This is a genomic window from Corallococcus sp. AB038B, from assembly GCF_003668955.1.
Classification (GTDB): domain Bacteria; phylum Myxococcota; class Myxococcia; order Myxococcales; family Myxococcaceae; genus Corallococcus; species Corallococcus exiguus.
Window position 1 is genome coordinate 291,530 of record NZ_RAWO01000002.1, and the last position, 22,879, is coordinate 314,408.

A 22,879-nucleotide genomic window follows, 5' to 3' on the forward strand; every position below is an offset into this window, starting at 1 on the left:
ATGAATCGCCAGGCCGCTTCCGCGTCCAGGAGCTGACTGGACGCACCGCCGAGCCCCTCCGAGGGCCAGATGCTGAAGTCCTCGCGCCGGCCGGAGCGCGCTCACCCAGGAAGAACCCCCATGATGACGTTGAAGACGCGAAGCAGCGTGCTCTGCGCGCTGTTGATGGCCGTGGTGTTGTCCGCGTGCGATCCCGAGATCGAGCTTGTCGATGATCCGGCCGATAAGGAGCCCCGGCCCGGGCGGGTGACGGGCGTCGTGCTGACGGAGCAAGGCGAACCTCTCAAGGACTTCGAGGTCACCCTCCTGGAGACCGACAAGACGGTCATCTCGGACGCGCAGGGCAAGTTCACCTTCGAGTCGCTCCCTCCGGGCAACTACACCCTGATGGCCGCGGGGCCGGGCTACGACGTGGAGCAGCAGGAGGTCGAGGTGGAGGCGGGCATGACCCTCGCCATGTCCTTCAACCTGAAGGCCACCATCATCCGCGTGTCCGGCAAGGTCCAGCAGGCGGACGGGACGGCGCTCGTCGGCGTCTACATCTCCGTCCTGGACCACGAGACGAAGGAGGTCCTGGAGCGCGCGACCACGAATACGTCCGGGGAGTTCTCCGTGGACCTGGCGCCCGGCCTCTACACGATTGAAGCCGAGCGTGATGGCTTCGAGACGTACTCGGACCTCCTGATCGTGATCCAGGACCCGGATCCCGTGAGCATCACCCTGCAGCCGGCGGGGTAACGGAAGCAGCGGAGCGCCCGGTGGGAACGCCGGGCGCTCCTTGGCGTCTTCAGTCCGTGTACGCGAAGGCGTGCCAGCTCAGGTCCGGGCTGCCGCGGAAGAGGAAGATGGCCGCGTGGCCGGAGAGGTTGCCCACCGCGGCCCAGGTGTCCTTGAGCGCGCGCGGATCCAGGCCCAGGCGCGCGGGCGGCTTGCCGTACTTCTTCTCCATCTCCGCGATGGGCAGCACTTCGATGTCGTAGAGGGTGACCAGGTCCGTGCGCCGCGAGCGCAGCTGCTTCACCCACGCCTGCACCAGCTCGTCGGGCGTGTTGAAGCGCTTGTCCTCCAGCTGGAACGGGAAGCTCAGCTCCGTGGACGCGTTGCGCACATCCCCCGTGAGCAGGCTCTGGAAGAGGAAGCGCGCCTCGTTGTGGATCACCGAACGGGCGATGCCCTCGGGGGACAGGTCCTCTTCGGTGGGACGCGAGGCTTCGCGACCCGGGGCCAGCTGGACGGTGCCCGCGGAGGAGGGGGTGGCCGGCGTGGGCGGCCGCGCCGTGGGGGACATGGGCACGGAGCCCGGAGGCGGGGTGGGGGCGGGCGTGGGCTTGCGAGGGGCCGGAGTGGGAGCCGCCGCTGGAGCCTGGGCCGCGGGCGGCTGCTGGGCCTCCGCGGGGGCGGGCGTCGGAGCCGGAGTGGGCGCGGCGGGGGCTGGCGCCGGGGTCGGCTCGGCGGGAGCGGGCGTGGCGGCCGGAGCGGTGTCCTGGGCGAGGGCGGGCACGGAGAGAAGGACGAGCAGGGCCAGGGGCCAGCGACGCATGAAACCTCCGGAGGGAAGCGCGGCAGCGTAGCAGAGGACGCCGGGCCGGGGTCTCCCGAGCAAGCAGGCATCGGACGGTCTCTTCGGATGCCACAACGCACCGCGTGCATGTGGCGGCGGACGTTGGTATGGGGGGCGCCCGATGCCCAAGCGTACCGATATCCGGAAGGTTCTCGTGATTGGCTCGGGCCCGATTGTCATCGGGCAGGCCGTCGAGTTCGACTACTCAGGCACCCAGGCGATCAAGGCGCTTCGGGACGAGGGCGTGGAGGTGGTGCTGCTCAACAGCAACCCCGCCACGGTGATGACGGACCCAGAGTTCGCGCACCGCACCTACATTGAACCCATCACCGTGGAGGCGGCGGAGAAGATTCTCGCCGCCGAGCGCCCGGATTCGCTGCTGCCCACCATGGGCGGGCAGACGGCGCTGAACCTGGCCAAGGCGCTCGCGGAGAAGGGCATCCTGGAGAAGTACGGGGTGCGGCTCATTGGCGCGTCCCTGGAGGCCATCAACAAGGCCGAGGACCGCCAGCTCTTCAAGGCGGCCATGCAGAAGATTGGCGTGGCGCTGCCCAAGAGCGGCTACGCGACGACGCTCACGGACGCCATGGCGCTGGTGGAGGAGATTGGCTTCCCGGCCATCATCCGTCCGTCCTTCACGTTGGGCGGCACGGGCGGCGGCATCGCGTACAACCGCGAGGAGTTCGAGGCCATCTGCCGCTCGGGCCTCAAGGCGAGCCCCACCTCCACCATCCTCGTGGAGGAGAGCGTGCTCGGCTGGAAGGAGTACGAGCTGGAGGTGGTCCGCGACTCCGCGGACAACGTCATCATCATCTGCTCCATCGAGAACCTGGATCCGATGGGCGTGCACACCGGTGACTCCATCACCGTGGCGCCGGCGCAGACGCTGACGGACCGCGAGTACCAGCGCATGCGGCAGGCGTCGCTGGCCATCATCCGCGAGATTGGCGTCGACACGGGTGGCTCCAACATCCAGTTCGGCATCCACCCGGGTGACGGCCGCATGGTCGTCATTGAAATGAACCCGCGCGTGTCGCGCTCCAGCGCGCTGGCGTCCAAGGCGACGGGCTACCCCATCGCGAAGATCGCCGCGAAGCTGGCGCTGGGCTACACGCTGGATGAATTGCGCAACGACATCACCCGCGACACGCCGGCCTCCTTCGAGCCGACGCTGGACTACGTGGTGGTGAAGGTGCCGCGCTTCAACTTCGAGAAGTTCCCCAAGGCGGACCGCACGCTGACCACGAGCATGCGCTCGGTGGGCGAGGTGATGGCCATTGGCCGCACCTTCCCCGAGGCGTACATGAAGGCGCTGCGCTCCATGGAGCTGGGGCGCGTGGGCCTGGAGTCGCCGGAGCTGCCCACGGAGAAGGAAGAGCGGGAGAAGGTGCTGCACGAGGGCCTGCGCGTGCCCCGTCCGGAGCGCCCGTGGTTCGTGGCGCAGGCCTTCCGCGAGGGCATGACGGTGGAGCAGGTGCACCAGCTCTCCGCCATCGACCCGTGGTTCCTGCGGCACATCGAGGCGCTGGTGCACGAGGCGCAGTCGCTGGCGGACATTGGCCGCCTGGATCACCTGGCGGACGACGTGCTCCGTCAGGCGAAGGCGCACGGCTTCTCCGACAAGTACCTGGGCAACCTGATGGGCTACCCGGAGGCGGAGGTGCGGGCGCACCGTCACTCGCGCGGCATCCGTCCGGTGTTCAAGCGGGTGGACACCTGCGCCGCGGAGTTCGAGGCGTACACGCCCTACCTGTACTCCACCTACGAGGAGGAGGACGAGGCGCCCCCCACGGACCGGCAGAAGGTCCTGATTCTGGGCAGCGGCCCCATCCGCATCGGACAGGGCATCGAGTTCGACTACGCGTGCGTGCACGCGGCCTTCGCGCTGCGCGAGGCCGGGTACGAGACGGTGATGGTCAACTGCAACCCGGAGACGGTGTCCACGGACTACGACACGTCCGACCGCCTCTACTTCGAGCCGCTGACGATTGAAGACGTGCTGGAGGTGTCCCAGCGCGAGAAGCCGGTGGGCGCCATCGTGCAGTTCGGCGGGCAGACGCCGCTGCGCCTGAGCGTGCCGCTGGAGCAGGCGGGGCTGCCGATTCTTGGCACTTCGCCGGACGCCATCGACCGGGCGGAGGACCGCGAGAAGTTCTCCAAGCTGATTGAGAAGCTGGGCCTGAAGCAGCCGGAGAACGGCGTCGCGCGCAGCCACGCGGAGGCCTTCAAGGTGGCCGAGCGGATTGGCTACCCGGTGATGGTGCGTCCGTCGTACGTGCTGGGCGGCCGGGCGATGGAGACGGTCTACGACGCGTCCAGCCTGGAGCGCTACATGCGCGAGGCGGTGAGCGCGTCGCCGGAGCACCCGGTGCTGATTGATCGCTTCCTGAAGGACGCCATCGAAGTGGACCTGGACCTGGTGGCGGACCGCACGGGGCAGGTGCTGATTGGCGGCGTGCTGGAGCACATCCAAGAGGCGGGCGTGCACTCGGGTGACGCGGCGGCGACGCTGCCTCCGCACTCGCTGTCGCCGGACCTGGTGGAGCGGATGAAGGACCAGGCCATCTCCATGGCGCGCGAGCTGGGCGTGGTGGGCCTGATGAACGTGCAGTTCGCCATCCAGGGGAAGAACATCTACATCCTGGAAGTGAACCCGCGCGCGAGCCGCACGGTGCCGTTCATCTCCAAGGCGACGGGCGTCCCGATGGCGAAGATTGCCGCGCTCTGCATGGTGGGCAAGACGTTGAAGGAACTGGACCGCACGGAGGAGCCGGAGTTCCGGCACGTGGCGGTGAAGGAGAGCGTCTTCCCGTTCGCGCGCTTCGCCGGGGTGGACGTGATTCTGGGCCCGGAGATGAAGTCCACGGGCGAGGTCATGGGCCTGGCGGAGGACTACGCCTCCGCGTTCGCGAAGAGCCAGCTGGCGGCGGGCGTGAAGCTGCCCAAGAGCGGCCGGGTGTTCATCTCCGTGAAGGACGAGGACAAGCCGGCGGTGGTGGACCTGGCGCGGCGTCTGCGGTCGATGGGCTTCACCCTGACGGCGACGGCGGGCACGCACGACTACCTGCTGACGAAGGGCATCGAGTCGCAGCGGGTGCAGAAGGTGAAGGAGGGCCGGCCGAACATCGTCGACAAGATCGTCGACGGGGAGATCGTCCTGGTCATCAACACCACCTTCGGCAAGCAGGAGATCTCCGACAGCTTCTCCATCCGGCGTGAGGCGCTGATGCACTCGGTGCCGTACTACACGACGGTGCAGGCGGCGCGCATGGCGGTGGGAGCGCTGGAGTCGCTGAAGCGCTCGGACCTCGCCGTGAAGCCGCTGCAGAGCTACCTGTACGGTGAGAACGGCGTGCCCCCGGCGCGCCGGTAGTCCCGTGAAGACTCGCGGCCCCTGTGTGTTGGGGGCCGCGTGTTTCACTCGCGTCGCGACCCGGGGGAAGCACCCGCCTTGCTATGACTTGCATGGCTTGGCTGTTTTCACGCATTTGAAGACATGTCCTGGAGGGCGCACCGGATGAAGGCGTGCGTCCTGGCGTGCTATGTCCATGCGCATCGCGCGGGGGGCTTCCGCGTGGCGCTGCATGGGTGGGGGGCCCCGCCCGTCGAGGTGAGGCTTCCTTCATGGTGTTCCTGCTCCCGCTTGGAGTGGACGGTGCGACGTTGGACCGTCGCCCCTGGGTCTCCGTCTCCATCGCCGCCATCTGTGCCGTGGCCTTCTTCATCACCTGGGTGGTTCCCTCGAACCCGGGCGGGGTGGGTGAGGGCGAGATTCGCGAGCTGCTCCAGGAGACGCTCGCCCATCCCGACCTGGAGCTGCCCACAGGCTGCACCGCGCTGCTCAGTGCGCACGGCAAGGCGCTGCTGGCCCAGTTGAAGAAGGAGGCGGAGGCGCCAGCCTGGGACGTGGATGTGAATGCGCTCCAGGCGCGGCTCGACGCGCACTGTGCGAGCGTCCTGGAGGCGAGGGATTCGGGTCTGCTCAACCGCCTGGGGCTCGTGCCCGCTCGGGGCCTGCTGCAATGGGGCTGGCTGACGTACATGTTCCTGCACCTCGGGTGGATGCACCTGCTGGGGAACCTGCTGTTCTTCTACGTCGTGGGGTTGCTGCTCGAGGATGCCTGGGGACGGCCGCTGTTCGCGGCCTTCTACGGGGTAGGGGGCCTGGTGGCGGGGATTGCCCACTTCGCGCTCGACACGCAATCCCAGACATTGATGGTCGGTGCCTCCGGAGCGGTGGCGGCGTGCATGGGCGCGTTCTGTCTGCGCTTCGCCATGCGCAAGGTCCGCGTGGGCTACCTCTTCTGGTTCCTGAAAATCTGGCGCGGCACCTTCGGTGTTCCGGGCTGGCTGTGGGCGGGCCTCTGGTTCGGCAACCAGGTGCTCGACTTCCTCTGGGGCAACAACACGGGCGTCGCGGTGATGGCTCACATTGGTGGGTTCGTCTTCGGCTTCGGCGCGGCCAGCGCGTTGCGTGTGACACGCATGGAGGAGCGCTTCGTCGCCCCCGCCATCGCCGCGCGTGAAGGGGGCTGGGTGGCGGACCCGCGCATGCTGGAGGCTCAGACGGCGCTGGACGGCGGCGACCGGGAGAAGGCAAGGGCGACCTTCCAGCGCATCCTGGCGGACCATCCGGACAACACCGAGGCGCTGCTCTTCCTGGGGCGGATGGAGCTGGAGGACGGCCGGGTGCCTTCCGGCTCCGCGCGGGTGGAAAAGGCGCTGCAACTGCTGGTGGGACATGAGGTCCCCGAACCGCTCTGGCACGCGGTGGACCAGTTGGGGGAGCTGTTCCCCGTGGACCGGCTGCGCCCGGGTGTCGCCTGGCGCGTGGCGCAGGGCATGGACCAGGAGGGGGCTCCCTCCAACTCAGTGGGGATGGCCGAGTCGCTCTACGCCGCGGCCGGCAAGGGCACTGGCGCCATGGCGGTGCGCGCCCTGATTCGAGCCGCGGAGCTGCGGCTGGCGCGCCGCGACGCGCCGGAGAAGGCAACGGAATACCTGACCCGGGCGAAGCCGATGGCGACAGGCGATGCCGCCGCGTTGGCGGAACGGATCGGCCAGCTGGAGTTGGAGGCGGTCCGGATGGAGGCGCGGATGAAGGACCGGGGAATCGCCCTGGACACGGAGTCCTCCACGCCAAGGACTCAAGCAGTCGCGGCCCTGGCGCCCGAGTCGTCCGGAGGCTCCACGCTGCCCCCGCGAATCATCCCCTGTCGCATCCTGGGGCTGTCCGACAAGGCCCTGATGGTGGAGGCCCAGGGAGGACAGCGCCGGTCGCTGGCCGTCACGGAGGTCATGGCGGTGGCCGTGGGAATGCTGCCCATCGCCGGGCCCGAAGGGGCGGCCCCGCGGCAGACGGTGCTCACCGACCTGGTGGTGTCCTGGGGCGACCTGTCGCGAGGGCCGACCGTGCTGCGCATCCCGGCCGCCGGGCTCGGGTTGCCAGAGCGCTATCCTGGCCTCGCGCCGCGAGACGCCTACGCGCGCTTCCTGTCGGCGCTGCTGGAGCACTCCAGCGCCAACGCCCTGCCGGACGCGCCCACGCTGGCCGAGGGCCGCTATCCACGCTTCGCCACCGAGGGCGAGCTCACGGCGCACTACTATGGGCAGGAGTCCGCGGCGGCCTGATGCTGGAATGGAGCGGGTTGTAGGTGCTTGGAAGCACATGGCCTCCTGTTCAATCCAGCTCCCTCCGTGGTATCCGCATACTTTTGCGCCCCGCGAGGCCGGGGCCCGGTCCGCTCCCGAGACGTACGCATGCAACCACTGACACGAGGGGTCTTGTCATGACGTCGGCAACTATTCTCCGCTGGCGGTCCCCCACGTTCCGTCTCTTGATTCCCGCGACGTTGTCGGTGGGCCTGTTGACCAGCTGCGAAAGCCCCCAGGACAAGGTTGTTCGTGGCTTGATGGAGACCAAGGCGTGTAACGGCTGTCAGTTGGTCGGGGTGCGACTGGAAGGGGCTGTGTTGCCAGGGGCTCAGCTCCGGGACGCCGCCCTGCGGGAAGCACAGCTAGCCCGGGCGAATCTGCGTGGCGCGGACCTGAGTGGGGCCTCGCTGGCTGCGACCGACCTGCGGCATGCCGAGTTGCAAGGCGCCCTCTTCGAAGGGGCCTATCTGACAGGCACCCAATTCCAGGACGCCAATCTGGAAGGGGCGGACCTTCGTGCGGCACGCTCCCTGGAAAGCGCTGACTTCACAGGTGCGAATCTGCGGAAGGCTCAGCTTTCAGGCAGCAGTTTTTTTGGCCCAGACGGTCCGTATCAGCGCACCGAGCGCTCCCACTTCTACTCTGTCCCCAGCGGTGGGGCGAGCTTGCCTCGGGCGGACCTGCGAGCCGCGGACTTGAAGAACGCGGTCCTCGCATCCTGCAACCTGCAAGGCGCCCAACTTCAGGGCGCCAGCTTGCGCGATGCTTCGCTGGAGGGCGCTGACCTTCGCGGCGCGAATCTCCAGGATGCGGACCTGCATGGAGCCCGGCTTGAGCGAGCCATCTGGGTGGATGGCACACGCTGTGGGCCTGGCTCCATTGGCCGCTGCACCCCCGAGAAGCCATGACCGTCCGTCTCAGCGTCTCAGGCTGTTGATCTGCTCCTCGATGAGGGCGCGGACCTTGGGATACAGCTTTTTTCGGCTGACGGAATGTGAAACCCGCATGAAGTAGGACAAGCCTCCGATAGAAACGGGAGGCGTGAACTCAAGCTTGTTCCGAGCAAGGGGGGACGGTTCAACAGCCTTATAGGGAACGTTCATGCCGCTCGCCTTGGGAAGAGCCTGCATGAACGGAGAAGAAACCAGGGTGACCTCCAATTGCCCGACGCTTCGTTCCTTGAGAATGCCAACATGGGTCTCGAGCACTGCGCACAGCTCCGCGAGTGCCGCGACCGCTGGAATGCTGATCATTCCGCTGGCCTCGCGGAAGAGTCTCCCCGGATCGGTTGGAAGCGCCATCAGATTGGACGGCAGGTACTTGTTTGCTTTCAGCCAGACCACCAGCCAGTCAAGTGTGCGCCGGATCGTGGTGACGGTTTTTCCCTGTTCGGCGATCAGCGTGCTCACAGGGGCATGATTCGCCAGAAGGGTGAAGACGAGGTTCATCAAATCAGTTCGAGCGACGGTACTGGCATATCTGGCTTCACACTTTTCCAGCCGGCCAACGAAGTTGTCGAAGTTGGCATCAAGATGGAACTGCGCGTACTTGTCCTCCTTGGTGACGTCGACGTCGACGATCCGGTTCGCGAAGGGCGATTGCGCGTACTGGGCCTTGGGGGATGAAGTCGTGTTGTCGAATTTGTGGATCTGTTGCTCAAGGACCTGGGCAAGCAGGTCCCACAATGGACCGCTCAGGGTCTTCGGATTGATTTGAAGGAGCTTGGAGACGGCTCTCAGGGGGCTTGAGACATTCAAGTCGTCGAAAAAGCCCATGAGCGGGTAGCGTCCGCTGGCCTTTCGGGCCTGGAACGCCTTGAGCGCTGGCGACAGGCTGGTCTCGACTTTGTTCAGCTCGGCCTGAAGCCGATTGGCGAGATCGTTGTTGATGATCTGTCGATTCTTTGGGGCATCGCCTGTCATCTCCACGGGCACGTCGAACTTGATGACGTTGTTGAGCGCGCAGATGACCTCGCGGGCCTTGGCAAGGGCGGTCTTGACGCTGTTGAGGGTGTTGATGCAGCTGTCGTAGAGCGCCTTCCCCTTGGCCGGATCCATCAACAGCTTCAAGTCAATCCATAGGGAAGGGTCGGCATCCTTGAGTCTCGTGGACTTGACGGCGTCCTCGAACACACGGGTGTCGAACGTTATCTTCTTGAGCTGGGCGCCGAAGTCGTCGAATTCGGACCGCTTGAAGGCATCGTGAAAAGGGAGGAGTGAGAAGTCGGCAACGACCCTCTGGGTCAGGTCGTATTTGTTGTAGACGTTGATGATCTTGCACTCCTTGTGGAGTGCCTTGGTGTTGACGTGGTGTTGCTTCGTGAAGAACGGTGTCGAGAGATAGGTGATGCTGCGGATCTTCCAGCGCTGGGGCCATGCGACGGCTGCCTGGGCCGTCAGTTCGTTGATGACATTCCCGCCATGTGAATGGCCAATGAGATGGAATGCGACTTCCTGGTTGAGGAAGCCCTTGTAGTAGGCGCTTTTCCCGTTGGCGCCACAGAGGCGGTTGGCCAGGTAGGTCCCCGCGATCGTACGGTTGGACGAGCCATTGTCCCCCGTCCATCCGTGAGCCGTGAAGATATGGACATTGGTGTAACGCTTGTGGATTTCGTCGATGGCAAGCCACAGGTCAGGGTTTTCCTGCCAGTACCAGTCTGGGTCGTTGATGCTTTTCTTGCGCTGATAACTCGCGGAGCGCGCCTTCAAGTCGCTGTTGACCGGGTCTACTGTTCCGCTCACCAAGACGATGATGTTGGGAATGTCGGACATGGCTTTTCTCGTGTCGTGAACTGGGAACAACAGGGCCAGGGCCGCGCTCACCACCCGCCGCTGGCGCCACCTCCGCCGGAACGACCGCCCATTCCCTTGAACGCGGTCTCCGTCAGCGGCTGGCTCTTCAACGCGGGATGGAGATCCAGCAGGTACTGGACCCACTTCTTCGCGTTGAGCTCCCGCGGCGTTTCGAATTCCGCCTTCCGGCGATACACGCCCCGCCATTCAGGTTGGGTTGCCCAAAGAGAGGCACCGTCATCCGTGCCATAGGTCTTGGGGTGGCCTACGTTCAGACGGAAGCCCTTGGAGTGGACGTAGTTCGCGAGCAGGTTGCTCCAGAGGGAGATGATGGTCTCGCGGATGTCGACGAAGATCCCGGGATCCACCTCCATGAGCTTGAACAGGAGCAGCGAGGATCGCTCGACCGCCGAGGACTCCAGGTAGAAGACGGGGGTGGGGCCGCCACTGTAGGGCGTGAACTTACCGCTTTCGACCTTGCCGACCTGGAGACTCCCTGCGTTCCATCCGGGCATCCCTGGCTGCAGGAGGCCGAAGACCCAGGACCGGCGGCCCGCGAGGAAGTGATACGCATTGTATTGAATCAAGACGGAGAGCGCCGAAAGCGGCAGGATCGACAGGGGCTTCTCCAGGCCCTCCGAGAAGTTGCGCTTGAGCGTCTGCGCGGCGAACCCCTTGTTGGGATCCTGCCAGAGGACGTGGACCCAATCGCTGTGGAAGTCAGGCAGGTTGATGCCCAGCGCCGCGAGCTTGACGTCGAGCAGGAAGCGAAGCGTCCGGGTTTGCTCGAACTGCCGGGTCGACCAGGCCACGCTCGCCTGGTTCTCCTGCATGTTCTTGCCGAGCCCATTGAAGAACTTGGGAAAGTCCTTGGTGAACTCCGCCACGAGCAACGGGAGCTGCTTCTGCGGATCGCCCTGGAGCCCGGGGACGCTGAAGTGGATCCGGAATTGATTCACATGGAAGTTGCCACTGCCCCTGGCGATCTTGAGCTCCGTGAAGTCCATCATCCACCTCCTGGTGGGTTACCGGGGACCAGAAGAGCGCTGTGCCGAGCTTCTTCCCAGGCTCCCCTGGTTGATGAGGGGTAGCCTCGTCGCCACGTACGTATTGTCACGGTCCATGGTCAGCCGGTCCGGTTGAAGCATCTTTGCGTCGAATTTCGGAGGAGGAAGATGCAGCGACTTGATGACAAGGCCTTGCATTCCCCCCACTTCATCGAGTGCGACCTTCAGCGTCACAAGCGGAGGAAGGAGTGTGCGAGCGAGTTTGGGCAGGGGAGAGTCGTAAGACATAACCTCTTTCATGAAGGACTTGCCCGGAGCCCCCATGATCGCGTCGATCTGCTTCATCACCGACCGGTAGAGTCCCGGGATATTGAGCACCCCCAGGCGTTTCTGTCGCATCTCCTCGACGATGGGGCTGTGGATGTTGTCGTTGGACTGGCCGGATGACTGGGGGCCTACCGTGAGCCGGGTGCGTTTGGTGGTCCCGTTGGGGCCCAGCAAGCGCTGGCTGTGGAGAGCCCCAAGCGCCCCTCCCACGCTTTTGGCAGCATCGTAGTCCCCTCCGGCCCAGGCGATTAGCCCCGCAGAGAGCAGTTCCTTGATGTTGGAGGTCCTCATCGCCGCTGGGAACAGCTCCCTCTTGACGACGATCTTGAGGACGATGGTCAGCACATCGGTGAGGAGATCATCTACCTTGCGCAGAGAGCCATTCTTGAGAAGCCTCCGCAGCTCCGCCGTGGCGGCTCCCTCCAGGATGGTGGCGCTGCCTGCAAGCAACGTCTCGCCTGCGAGTGAGACGACATCTCCCTGGGTGAGATAATGAGTCGCCAGCGGACCCTTGGGGGACTTGAGGCGGTTCGCGGTCTTTCTATCGACGCCGGGTGAGTTGAAGGTCACCACCTGGAGAACCGAGTCCCCGAAATCGACCGCCACCCGCTGCGCCATGGCGCCACCCAGGCTGTGTCCGACGACAACGATGTCCTTCCTGCCAATGCGCGTCAGCAGTGTCTGGAAGAGCGCGCGGGTCTGCTTGAAGGCAGTTGCGCCAACCCCTGCGGGGTCCATGTCCGCGACGGCATCAGGTGCCTTCTCGAACTCGGTGCCGCGGACCGCGATGATGGGATGGTTTCCACGGGATGGCTGCAGCCAGTAGGCGAACACGCCATGGGTCTTGTTATGGGGGTCGCTGCCCTCCATCTGGACAATGGTGTAGTACAGGGGCTGTATGCCCGGCTTCTTGGAGTAGGGGCGTTTGGTTGAGACGGCATAGGTCGCCGGGAACTTCAGCTCGGGCATTGCCCAGAGCTCCGGCGTTTCAGCGCGATACAGGAACCTGTCGACCTGGATGCCAGCCCGTGTGCCGCCGCCCTGGTTGTTCAGATAGGCGAAGTCGTGAGCCAGGTACTCGTAGAACTCGTGGTCGGGCGTGAAGTCCTCGGCCAATGGCTCGGGTGGCGCCTTGGGCATGACGATGGGCCGCGTGGCAACCCGGGTGTTGTCCTGGAGGATGTGCTGGGTCTGTCGACGGAGCGCGTTCAGATCAATACGAAGCGCATTGGAAGGCGACGCGTGTGTCTTTGCCGCTCCCGAGCCGGACGCCACCGCCAACACGTTGGACTCCGGGATGTAGACCTTGTCACCCGGTTTGATGTGGTCGGGATTGGGTCGTGCCTTCCGGAGCGCGGCGTTTCGTGGGTCTTTGTATACGACGCGCCAGTCCGCGATCCGGTAGGACACCGCGATGCTGTACAGGGACTCTCCAGCCTTGACGACATGCTGGGTCATGACGCCCGCTCCTTCTGGAGCTGATTCCGCCGTCCCTGGCGTGCCAGCCCCAGGCCCAGCAGGAGCAGCAGTGCCAGTGCCGCGCCGCCATCCCCGCTGGTTCCACAGGCGCAGCCGCCGCCCGTGCCTCCCAGCGTCCGGGCCTGGCCCTTCAGCGTGAGCGAGGCCTCCGCCGTCGTCTCTCCTCGCAGGCGCAGCTTCAGCGTTCCTTCCGCGGGGCCTCCCACCTCTCCGTGGAAGGTGACGCTCACCGTCGTCTGGGCTCCCGGCGCCAGCTCCGCGTCCAGGGCGCTCGCGTCGATCACGAACGCCGGGTTGGTGTTCTCCACCACGCTCAACCTCGCCGGCGACGCGGACTGGTTCGTGAGCGTCACCGTGCGCGCCGTGCTGGTGGCGCCAATGTCCACCCAGCCCAGATCCAACTCGAACGGCTCGATGGTCAGGAAGCTGGCCACCGAGATGCCCGAAAGGGCCACCAGCGCCGCGCGCTCCTGGTCCTTCGTGCCCACGACCAGCGTCGCCCTCGACGCGCCAATCTGCGTGGTGTCGTACTTCAAATCCAACGTCAGCGAGTCACCCTGCGGCAGGGCACGGCCTTCCGCTCCCAGGATGGGAGACAGCACCACGAAATTCGCGGCCTGGGGCCCCTCCACCTTGGGTGGCATCACCACCAGCTCCTGGGTGCTGTCGTTGATGAGCACCACCTTGGTCGTCGCCGGCTCCGCCTGGCGCACGGTGCCGAAGTCCACCGTGCGGTTGAGCGCCCGGAACACCGTGGAGAGCCCCCGGCCTGACAACGATACCTGCGCGTTCGGAGACTCAAGGTCGCTCGTCACCACCAGGAGGTTGGCCTTCGACGTGACGTCCGGACGGGGGACGAACTTGACGGAGATTTCCCTCGACTCCTGGGCCGCCAGCGTGAAGGGGAGCGTGGGCGCTGAATCCAGGCTGAAGTGCGAGGGCTCGGAGTTCTCCGCCGCGCCGATGATTTCCAGCCCGCGCACCACCAACGGCTGGAGTGATTCGTTGGTGAGCCGCACGGAACGGATCGCCGAGGCGGAGGACTCGGCCACCCGCGCGCCAAACTCCAAGGTGGGCGTGGACAGGCTGAGCTGATTCGTCCGGCCCTGGCCCTTCAGCTGCACGAGCATGGTGCTCGTCTGGCTGTCTTCGGAGGTGATGCGCAGTTCCGCGGAGTAGGGCTGCTGGGTGCCCGGGCGGAACTGGACCGACACATCCATGCTGTTTCCTGCGTTCAGCACCAGCGGTAGCGAAGGCTTCTGCAGGATGAACGACGTCGGATCCGCCGCGTTCAGCGAGATGTCCTCCACCTTGAGCGTGCTCGATTCCGTGCCTGCGCCCCCGGAGCCAGCCGGCAGTGCATGGGTCAGCCTCAGTACGATGGCCTCCGAGGTCGTGTTCACCCGGACGCCTCCAAAATCAAGCGACCCGTCGAAGGCCTGGGCGTCCTTGCGGGTCACCGCGAGCCTTGCCAGCGTGGCCATTCCCTGCAGGCCGAGCTCCAGCGGAGCCTGGGAGGATGCCTCCACCCGCACCGAGGCCTTGGTCGTCCTGAGTCCGCCCGTCGCCCCCTGAGGGGTGAACCGAAGCTTCACGGAGGCACTGCCATTCGCGGGCACCCTGGGCAGCGTTTCCTGCACGGAGAACTCCGAACTCCCCGGAGGGAGCGTCACGGAGATGTTCGCGTCGGTGATGCCTGTATTGGTCACCGTCACCGTCTTTTCCAGGAACGAGCCGAAGTTCACGCGCCCGAAGTCGATACTGGAGGGCGACAGGCTCACGCCGCCCACTCCATCCACAATCAGCTTCACGATGGTGCCTGACGGCTCCGCGTTGCTGGAGATGGTCAGGTTGCGCTCGATGGTGAGGAGTTGGGTGGGCTTTGCCGAGATGTAGACGTAATGCTCAAGGCCGGGGGCCACCGTGAAGATGGGCCCGGGCACGTTGGGGCTCAGGGAGGATTGGCAAGCCGTGGTTTGCTGCGAGTCCTCGCGCAGGCAGAACTGGTCCGGGACCTCCACGGCATAGACCACCAGCGGGGCCTTGCCGATGTTCTTCACCACCAGCCTCTTTGAATCCCCTTCGACATTGAGCGCCTGAGGCGCGAATTCGGGAGCGCCGCCGGGCAGCGTCAACACGGGGATGGTGCCCCGGCCCGAGACCGTGATGGTCTGGATCTGGCTGTCGCTCGAATTGCTCTGCACCTGCACGGTTCCAGTCACATCCTGCGCGACGTCAGGAGTGAAGGTGACGTCGAGCAGGGCGGACTCACTTCGCTGGAGGAAAACGGGGAACTGCGGGTTGTTCTGCAGCATGGCCTTGAAGGGGCCGATCGCCGTCGACACATTCTTGATTTCGAGTGGGGCGGAGCCGATGTTCTTCAGCACGACGGTCTGGGTGCTGGAGGTTTGCCGGGGAACTTCGTTGAAAACGAGCTGCGTCGGGTTCATCTGCAGCTGTGCCACGGCGGCAACGCCGGACAGCTTGACGACCAGGCCCGCCGTGGCAGGCGGCTTCGTGGCGAGTGAGAGATTGGCTGAGTAGTTGCCAGAGAGCTGTGGAGCGAACGTGACATCGATCTGGCGCGTGCCATTCACCGGAACGATGGCGTTGGGCCAACCAAGGACGTCGATGTTGAACGTCCCGAGGTTGGCTGCCACCTCCGCCAGATCAACGTCAACATGTCCTGTGTTGATGATGTCCAGGGAAAGCGTGTTGGAGCTGCCCGGCTGCGTGGCGGTGAAAATCAAGTCCGCCTTCGACGTGGTGAATCTGGCCTCCGCGCCAAACCCCACGAGTGGGAAGCTGCGCGTCGTCCTGAGATTGCTCGTGGTCCCCAGGTAGGTGATCTCCAGGCGGGCCTCGTACTTCAGGTCCTCGATGATGGGACTGAAGGTCACCCGGAAGGGCTGGGGGCGCTTCACGCCCTTCTCGAGCACGGGCTCGGAGCTGTTGACGTTGTCCACGAAGAACGCCGTGCCGGACGGCTCGATGTGGATGTCGGTGACCTTCAGTGGCTCGGAGGCGGTGCTGCTGTTGGTCACGTTGAGGCTGATGTCTGCGTGGATGAGCTTGTTCTGCTTGTAACCAAAGTTGATCTCGGTCGCGGTGAAGATGGCGTTGGGACCATTGGAGTTGCCCTTCACGACGAGCACGGGCGGCAGCTGCCGGTCATTCGTGGTGAAGAAGCGCAGCCGCGTCTCCAGGTCGCCCGTGCTGGTCAGGGGACGGAAGCGCACCTTCACCTTGGTCTCTCCGCCTGGCTGCACGGTCTGGGGCAGGAAGTCGACGACCTGGAACAAGGCGTCGCTTTCCGCGGTGACCTTCGACAGGAACAGGGCCTGGTTGCCGGTGTTGCGCAAGGTCGCATCGGCCGTGGACTCTCCGCCGGGCGCCACGTTGGGCAACGTCAAGGGGTTGTTGACCAGGAACAGCTCAGGGGCGAACGCCTGTCCGGTGAGTGCCACGGGGGGCACGGGCTGCGAGGCATCCGTCTGGAGTTGGAGCGTCTTCGAATAGGTACCCGAGGTGGTCGCGGCGAAGGCCACCGTCACCGCGGCGGTACCCCCGTTCTTCGCGACGGTCAGGCCCTCCGCCGGAATGCCGGAGATCGTGAACGGGGTCAGGACCCCGGGGGACACGGGGAACACCTTGATGGGCCAGTTGGTGCTGTTCGAGAGGATCACCTGCTGGGTCGGGTACGGGTCGCCGACGGTGTAAACAGCGAAGGCCAGGGTGGTCGTGCTGACCGCCAGCGTGGTCTTGCGCGCGGTGCCATGGAGGGGAACGCTGGTCACGCAGGAGGTGGTGGGCGACGTGCCGAAGGTGAGCACGCCATTCACGGCACCGCTCTCGTTGGGGCCGGGGTTGAACGTGATGAAGAGCTCACGCCCCGCCGGGCCTGGCGCCAGGGTGAACGCCGTGCTGGGGCTCACGGAATAGGCGCTGCTCCCCGTCGTCACGGTGGGCGTCACCGTCAGCGGGACCGACCCTGTGTTGGTCACCGTCACCTTCTTCTGCTCACTGCCCACGTCTCCTGCCTCCTGTTCGGCGAATTCGAACGAAAGGGGGTCGATACCCAGGCAGGCGTTGCCCGGCGTCGTGGTGCCGGACAGATTGAGTTCGGGGGCGGCGGTGTCGTTGCTGGTGAAGGTGAGCTTGCCGGTCGTGGCGCTCGTCGGCGTCGGGTGGAAGATCAGCTGCAGGCGCTGGGTATCTCCGGGCGCGAGGCTGAAGGTGCCCGAGGTGTCCACCCGGAAGGGTGAGTCCTGTGGCAGCGTCATCTGGGTCACCGTGAGCAGGCTGTCCCCGCCGTTCTTGACCGTGACCTCCTGGGGAGCGCTGTCGGTGTTGAAGGGCGTCTGCGCAAAGGCAATCGCGGTGCGGCTCAAGACGAGCTTCGGGCTGGATGGCGTGGTGCCTGAGAGCGTCAGGGACTGATCGGCGACATTGCTCTTGATGACCAGGGTGTCGGAGGCAGCCCCGGACGCACCCGGCCGGAACGTCACATTCAGGCGTTGGGTCCCCCCCGGGGCGATGCTGAAGGGGGCCGATGTATCCACCCGGAAGGCGGAGCCCTGGCTCAACGCCAGTTGGGTCACGTTGAGCGCACTGCCGCCTTCGTTCCGGAGCGTGACCTCCTGGGGGATGCTGTCTGTGTTCAGCGGCGTCTGCGGGAAGACCATCGTCGTGCGGCTCAAGACGAGCTTCGCGGGAACGACCGCCGGAGTCGCGCCAGCCAGCGTGACGGCGGGCACGTCGGTGCCGGCGATGGTGAGGCTGAGGGTGTGGTTCCAGGTGCCCGTCACCGTCGGGCGGAACGTCACCCCCAGACGTTGGGTGCTGCCCTTCGCGAGGCTGAAGGGGCCCGTGGTGTCGACGCGGAACGGTGAGTTGGCGGGCAGCTTGACCTGGCTCACCGAGAGCAGTCCGTCGCCGTCGTTCCGGACGATGACCTCCTGGGTGACGCTGTCGGTGTTCACCGGCGTGGCCTCGAAGGCCAGCGCGGTGCTGCTCACATAGAGCTTCGCGGGGGACAGCCCCTCACCGGTGAGCATGGCGGTTGGCGGGGCGGGGCACACGGCGGACGCGCTCGTCAGGAAGAGCGAGCCCGAGACGGGGCCCAGGTCGTTAGCGGTCAGGGGAGTGAAGGTCAACGCGAGCGTCGTCGAGCTCGCGGGCGGGATGGTCACCGTGGCGCCGGACACGTTGAAGGGCGCGGTGGCGGAAGGCTCCATTGTGAAGTTCGTATTGCCCAGGTTCATCACCGTGACGTTGCGCGGTGTCGAAGAACCCAATTCATGGGCACCGAACGCCACGGACGTCTGGCCGAGGACGACCAGTGGGCCCAGGGCCTTTCCATCCAGCGTCACGACGATCGACGGGGCGGCTGGATCGTTCGTGTGCAGCGTCAGCGTGCCGTGGAAGGTCCCGGGCTGAAGCGGCTTGAATCCAATCTTCAAGGTCCTTGCGTTCGTGCTGCTCAGGGGCGTGTTCGGCACGGGGCAGTTGGTGTCGCATTTGTTGGACGACGTGTCGAAAATGCCCTCGAAGGTGAAACCCCCGGTGACGCTCACCCGGTGAATCGTGAGCTCCGTGGTGCTGGTGTTGAACAGCTTGATGGATTTCTCCGCCGACAGAGTCTGGCACGGGGCCTGGTCGTTGAAGTTGACGAGGGTGTCCGACACGCTGAGCGCCGCCGCGGGATCCTCGGGTCGCAGCGCCGCGCCGACGGTGCTCTTGGCGGTGCCGGACTCCGGTGCCTTCTCCACCTCGGGACCGCAGGCGGTCAGGACGCACAGTGCAGCCGTCAGGATGAACAGGATGCGTTGCATGAGACGACCTCAGTTCTCGGCGTGGAGGGCCGGGGCCTTGGCGGAAGAGGAGGGTGGAGGCTTCGGGGCGGCGGGCGGCTCGGGCGGCTTCGCCGCGTCGTCGCTTTCCTTGGGCGCCGCGGGCTGCGTTCCCGTGCGGATGCGCCCTTCGAGCAGCTCGATGTCCAGCGAGCCGGGCGTGGGCGTGTTGACGAACTGCTGCCAGGTGCCGTCCGGTGCGGTGAACAGGAACGACACCGCCACCGGCGCGGCGGCGTCCGGCAGCGGCACCTTCAGGCGCTGCAGCGTTCCCGGATAGATGAGCGCGGACAGCAGCACGTCCGCGTCCGGTTGGAAGATGCGCGCGGAGACCTCGCCGTAGGACTCCACGGCGAACTGCTTCGGGTCCACCTTGCGCACCAGCATGTACAGCGGCCGGCCCTGGTTCGTCCCGGACGGCGCCTTCACGCTCAGGTGCAGCGTGCTCGGCTGGCACGCGGCCAGGAAACACAGCGCCAACGGGATACAGCTCGCCCACGGTTTCATCGCGGCACCTCGCGGAACGGGATCCAGGGCTCACCTTTGAGCCCGAAGCGCAGGTCCATCATCCCGTCCGTGGACAGGGCACCTCGCGCTCGCAACGACCAACGGCGGTGCTGCGGGTCTTCCGTGGACTGCGAGGACTCCAGCAGCCGGAAGCAGCTCCACGCCGAACGTGACTTCTCCAGCGACGCGTACTGCACGGACTGGTCCGCGGGCGCTCGCACCTCCAGCATCAGCGACGCCGTCTGCTGGTCCCACCACGCGAGCGGGAACTCCTGCCACGACGGACTCTGGTTGTACGCGAGGAACGTCGTCTTGCCGCACTTGAGCGAACCCAGCGTCACGAAGCTGCCCTGCGTGGGTGCCTTCGGCAGTGGCAACGGCATCACCTGCAGCATCAGGGGCCGGGGCCTTCCCTCCGGGTCCCACAACATGCGGGCCAGCCGCGACAGCCTCCCCAGCGTGGGCAACATCCCCTGCGGCAACGACAGCCGGGACTGGAGCGCGCCTCGCGGCACCCACTCCGAGCCTCGCTCCTCGCACACCGGCGCCAGCACCCGCGTCACGAACTCCCAGAACGCTCCGTCCTGCTTGCGCAGGACCTCCAGGTCTCCCGGATCCACCTCCTGGGTCGCGTCCGGCGTGAACGGATAGCGATTCAGCAGCGGACGCAGGAACCGGCTGGATGCGTCGTCCCAGTGCCGCTCCAGGGTCCGCTCAATCTCGCGCTGCCCCAGGTCTCGCACCGCGAGGAACGGCTGGCGGAACGGTTGCCGCAGCTCTCCGATGAGCCCCTGTTGATCCAACCACGCGTCCACCTTGCGCAGGTAGGACGTGTCGTCCTCCAGCATCATCGCGAAGGCCAGCCGCCCCAGCGGCGTCAGCAGCTCCGGCAGCTTCGCGGCCCCGCTCGCCAGCTGCGCGCTGCCGGTGGCCAGGCCCCCGTTGAGCGACGCCGTCGCCTCCGCGGGCACCACGCCCGGACGGGGCACCGCGTTCAGCTCGTCCGACATCTGGGCCACCAGCGCGCGGTAGGGGTTGAGCGCCGTGTAGTTGCCCGTCTCATCCGGCTTCATCACCGTGGCGATGGGCTTGAACGGCGCCACCGCGTTGCGCAGCGACTCGTAGAAGGGGCCGTCCAACGGCTCCAGCGCCACGCCCTGCGACACGTCGCGCAGCATGTCCACCAGCTCCGAGGACGGCTGCGTGAGGCGCGACAGCTCCTCCGCCAGGAGCGCGGGAATCACCGCCTGGAAGCGGTAGGTGGACACGCGCTGGAACAGCCGGTTGCGGTACTGGAACGCGAACTGGTTCACCTTGCGGCGCACGTGCTCCTGGCGCTGCGACACCTCCTCCACCGGGAGCCCCGCGCCCTTGATTCGCGTGGTGAACTCGTCCACCAGCGGGCGCAGCCGCGTGTCGAACTCCAGCCGGTCCGCCGCCAGGGTCGCGCCACCCCGCGACGCCACCGCCTCCTCGCCCTCCACCACGCCGAAGGGCAGGCGCCCCGTCTTCTCGTGGTAGCGCAGGAGCGCCTGGTGCAGCAGGCGCGAGCCGTCCTTGGGGCGGAACTCGAAGGTGCTCTGGAGCACCGGCACCTGGAGCACCGCGGGGCCGTTGCCCGGCAGCCACAGGCCGTCGCGCACCAGCAGCTCCGCCACGGTCATCTTCTGCACCGCCTTCACGCCCAGGTACGCCTCTTCCTCCATGCGCAGCACGTTCGTCAGCGCGTCCCGGTGGTCGTTGATCCACGCCACCGTCTTGAGCGTGGAGGGGATGCCCCGGAAGCGACTGGTGTCCACGCGCGCCTCGGAGGCCGCCAGGAGCTCCAACGCACGCGGCAGGCTGCTGAAGCGCGCGCTGTCATCCAGCAGCGCCTGGAGCCGCCTGCGTTCGTCCTGCATGGACTCCAGCTCCGCGTCCAACCGCTCCAGCTCGCGCGGCTCCACGGCCCGGTTGCCCAGCAGGTCCTGCAAGCGCCGCAGGTGCGCCTGCCACGGCATCAGCTGCGCCTCCAGCGTGAGCGGCTCCGGGAAGGGCCAGCGCGCCCAGCTGGCCTCGGGCGTGTCCGGCGCGGACCACGGCGGATTGCTCATGACGACGTAGTCGGCCACCAGGGACTCATTCAGCCCCACCGCCGTCACCCAGGTGCGCCCCGCCTCCAGCGCGGCCACGTCGCCGGGGGACTCAACCTCGCTGCCTTCCGACACGAAGCTCCAGGTCGGGCGCGTCTTCAGGCTGGACAGCACCAGCTGCCCCAGCGGCTCTTCGCGCGAGCCGTGCAACGTGGCCAGCAGGTAGACGACCTGCTCCGGACGGCACGTGTCCGGCTGGCGGTGGCACTTCTCCAGCGCGGGCCGGATGTGGGCCTCTCGGATGCCCCGCGCCAGGCGCTGGCGCAGGTCCTCTCGCGCGCCGGTGAAGCTGTAGCGCAACAGCGGCCACGCGTTCATCGCCCTCCACAGTGAGTCCAGGGACTGGCCAGCCGCGAGCACCGGCTCCTGCACCGCGACCCCGGACACCTCCTGCCCCTGGTCGCGCATGCGCTGGACCATGTCCTCGAAGCGCTGCACGCGCGTGCGCGCCTGGCCCAGCCTCCACGCGAAGTGCCCGTACGCGGCCAACAGCGGCAGCGCGAACGCCAGGCCCAGCAGCGCCGCCCGGCGCAGGTGCGTGTGCATGTAGCGCTCGTGGACCGCCTTCGCCGTGCTCGCCTCGGCGGACACCGAGAGGACGTCCGGGTCCCTCGCGTCCTTGTCCGCGGAGGACAGCGACACCGTGGCCAGCCGGGGCGCGTACGCCAGCGTCTGGCCCTCCATCAGCGCCGTCACGAAGCGCGACAGCGCCTCGAAGGGCGCGTGGCCTTCCGAATAGAAGCGCTCCAGCCGCTCGAAGGACTCCACCGGCAGCGCCGTCAGGCCCAGCGCCAGGTACTGCTCCTGCGCCTTGAGCAGCGAACCCAGCTTGGGCTCCTGGCCGGGCGGGGGGAGGGGGAAGCGCAGCGGCACGAGGTGCGCGCGCAAGAGCTTCGCGAAGTCCGCGTAGCCCTCGCGCTCATCCAGGTGGGTGAGGCATACGCGCGTCTCGAACGCGCCTCCGCGGACCTCCGCCAACAGGTTCAGCTTGCCTCGCAACAGCTGCGCCGCGCGGCGCACCTCGTCCGGGGGCGTGTCCTGAAGCCAGCGCGCGTCCAGCACCAGCACCGCCAGCGCCTGCTGACCGCCGCCGAAGCTGTCCTTCCACAGCCGGCGCAGGGCCTCGCGCGCCTGGGGCGACTCGTCCTCCAACAGCTGCGGGGACACCTCCTGGGCCACCACGTCCGCGCCCAGGTAGATCTGGAGCAGCGAGTCCGTGAGGAGGCTGGGCAGGAACTGCCGCGCCTGCCGCTTCCAGTCCAGGTCCAGCTCGATGAGCCGCGACTTGCCCGCGCCCGCAGGGCCCAGCACCACCACACCTGGCAGGTCCCGTACCGCCACGCGGTGGCGCAGCGGCAGCCCGGCCAGGAACTTCTCGCGCACCTTGCGCAGCCGGTTCTTCGCCAGGGGCTCCGGCGCGGCGGCCCCTCCGGCCGGCGCGCTCTTGCGCTTCGCGCGCCACACGAGGAACAGCGGCACGAAGAGGGCCAGCAGCGCCAGGAGGATCAGCGCGTACGGCTTCCACTTCGGCGGAATGAACGCCGTCAGTTTCTTGAGGACATCCATG

The 22,879-nt window shown here is 66.6% G+C and carries 11 protein-coding genes; 4 read left to right on the plus strand and 7 right to left on the minus strand.

Annotation, left to right across the window (positions count from 1 at the left end; translation table 11 throughout):
- The first annotated feature begins 120 nt into the window (after nt 1–120).
- The gene (locus tag D7Y04_RS12425) at nt 121–738 is read left to right on the plus strand and encodes a carboxypeptidase-like regulatory domain-containing protein (protein ID WP_158627502.1); all 618 of its coding nucleotides are present in this window, start codon (nt 121–123) and stop codon (nt 736–738) included.
- A gap of 49 nt (nt 739–787) precedes the next feature.
- On the opposite strand, the gene D7Y04_RS12430 is transcribed toward D7Y04_RS12425, so the two are convergent.
- On the minus strand, nt 788–1,540 hold the full coding sequence (locus D7Y04_RS12430) for a hypothetical protein (RefSeq protein ID WP_121759466.1): 753 nt from the start codon (nt 1,538–1,540) through the stop codon (nt 788–790).
- 142 nt (nt 1,541–1,682) lie between these two features.
- Between D7Y04_RS12430 and carB the strand changes: the two genes are divergently transcribed.
- From carB to D7Y04_RS46745, 3 genes are all read left to right on the plus strand, one after another.
- Complete coding sequence (gene carB / locus D7Y04_RS12435) at nt 1,683–4,934, plus strand: carbamoyl-phosphate synthase large subunit (protein ID WP_121759467.1); 3,252 nt, start codon at nt 1,683–1,685, stop codon at nt 4,932–4,934.
- Nucleotides 4,935–5,185: 251 nt separating this feature from the next.
- Nucleotides 5,186–7,192 carry a rhomboid family intramembrane serine protease gene (locus D7Y04_RS12440; protein WP_121759468.1) on the plus strand — a complete coding sequence of 669 codons (2,007 nt, stop codon included), beginning with the start codon at nt 5,186–5,188 and terminating at the stop codon, nt 7,190–7,192.
- A gap of 281 nt (nt 7,193–7,473) precedes the next feature.
- Nucleotides 7,474–8,124 (plus strand): pentapeptide repeat-containing protein, encoded by a 651-nt coding sequence (locus tag D7Y04_RS46745; protein ID WP_366928227.1) that lies wholly within the window; start codon nt 7,474–7,476, stop codon nt 8,122–8,124.
- Between the two features lie 9 nt (nt 8,125–8,133).
- On the opposite strand, the gene D7Y04_RS12450 is transcribed toward D7Y04_RS46745, so the two are convergent.
- From D7Y04_RS12450 to D7Y04_RS46515, 6 genes are read right to left on the minus strand one after another with little or no spacing between them, the layout of a single operon-like run.
- Nucleotides 8,134–9,987, minus strand: coding sequence for a hypothetical protein (locus D7Y04_RS12450; RefSeq protein ID WP_147454738.1), 1,854 nt, complete (start codon nt 9,985–9,987; stop codon nt 8,134–8,136).
- 47 nt (nt 9,988–10,034) lie between these two features.
- Nucleotides 10,035–11,018, minus strand: a complete 984-nt coding sequence (locus tag D7Y04_RS12455; protein ID WP_120598556.1) for a hypothetical protein — start codon at nt 11,016–11,018, stop codon at nt 10,035–10,037.
- A gap of 15 nt (nt 11,019–11,033) precedes the next feature.
- On the minus strand, nt 11,034–12,800 hold the full coding sequence (locus tag D7Y04_RS12460; RefSeq protein WP_121759469.1) for an alpha/beta fold hydrolase: 1,767 nt from the start codon (nt 12,798–12,800) through the stop codon (nt 11,034–11,036).
- Complete coding sequence (locus D7Y04_RS12465) at nt 12,797–18,655, minus strand: choice-of-anchor D domain-containing protein (RefSeq protein ID WP_121759470.1); 5,859 nt, start codon at nt 18,653–18,655, stop codon at nt 12,797–12,799. The genes D7Y04_RS12460 and D7Y04_RS12465 overlap by 4 nt, the downstream gene beginning before the upstream one ends.
- 9 nt (nt 18,656–18,664) lie before the next feature.
- A complete protein-coding gene (locus tag D7Y04_RS12470) occupies nt 18,665–19,180 on the minus strand; it encodes a hypothetical protein (RefSeq protein WP_121759471.1) in 516 nt (171 codons plus the stop codon).
- Nucleotides 19,177–22,878: a type VI secretion IcmF C-terminal domain-containing protein gene (locus D7Y04_RS46515; protein WP_121759472.1), complete on the minus strand. Its 3,702-nt coding sequence runs from the start codon at nt 22,876–22,878 to the stop codon at nt 19,177–19,179. Before D7Y04_RS46515 ends, D7Y04_RS12470 begins: the two co-directional genes overlap by 4 nt.
- Nucleotide 22,879 lies beyond the last annotated feature (1 nt).

Excerpts from the sequence above, each read along its gene's own strand:
- D7Y04_RS12460 (WP_121759469.1), bottom strand. The coding sequence starts at position 12,800 with ATGACCCAGCATGTCGTCAAGGCTGGAGAGTCCCTGTACAGCATCGCG.
- D7Y04_RS46515 (WP_121759472.1), bottom strand. The coding sequence starts at position 22,878 with ATGGATGTCCTCAAGAAACTGACGGCGTTCATTCCGCCGAAGTGGAAG.
- D7Y04_RS12440 (WP_121759468.1), top strand. The coding sequence starts at position 5,186 with ATGGTGTTCCTGCTCCCGCTTGGAGTGGACGGTGCGACGTTGGACCGT.
- D7Y04_RS12455 (WP_120598556.1), bottom strand. The coding sequence starts at position 11,018 with ATGATGGACTTCACGGAGCTCAAGATCGCCAGGGGCAGTGGCAACTTC.
- D7Y04_RS12465 (WP_121759470.1), bottom strand. The coding sequence starts at position 18,655 with ATGCAACGCATCCTGTTCATCCTGACGGCTGCACTGTGCGTCCTGACC.
- D7Y04_RS12470 (WP_121759471.1), bottom strand. The coding sequence starts at position 19,180 with ATGAAACCGTGGGCGAGCTGTATCCCGTTGGCGCTGTGTTTCCTGGCC.
- D7Y04_RS46745 (WP_366928227.1), top strand. The coding sequence starts at position 7,474 with ATGGAGACCAAGGCGTGTAACGGCTGTCAGTTGGTCGGGGTGCGACTG.
- D7Y04_RS12425 (WP_158627502.1), top strand. The coding sequence starts at position 121 with ATGATGACGTTGAAGACGCGAAGCAGCGTGCTCTGCGCGCTGTTGATG.
- D7Y04_RS12450 (WP_147454738.1), bottom strand. The coding sequence starts at position 9,987 with ATGTCCGACATTCCCAACATCATCGTCTTGGTGAGCGGAACAGTAGAC.
- carB (WP_121759467.1), top strand. The coding sequence starts at position 1,683 with ATGCCCAAGCGTACCGATATCCGGAAGGTTCTCGTGATTGGCTCGGGC.
- D7Y04_RS12430 (WP_121759466.1), bottom strand. The coding sequence starts at position 1,540 with ATGCGTCGCTGGCCCCTGGCCCTGCTCGTCCTTCTCTCCGTGCCCGCC.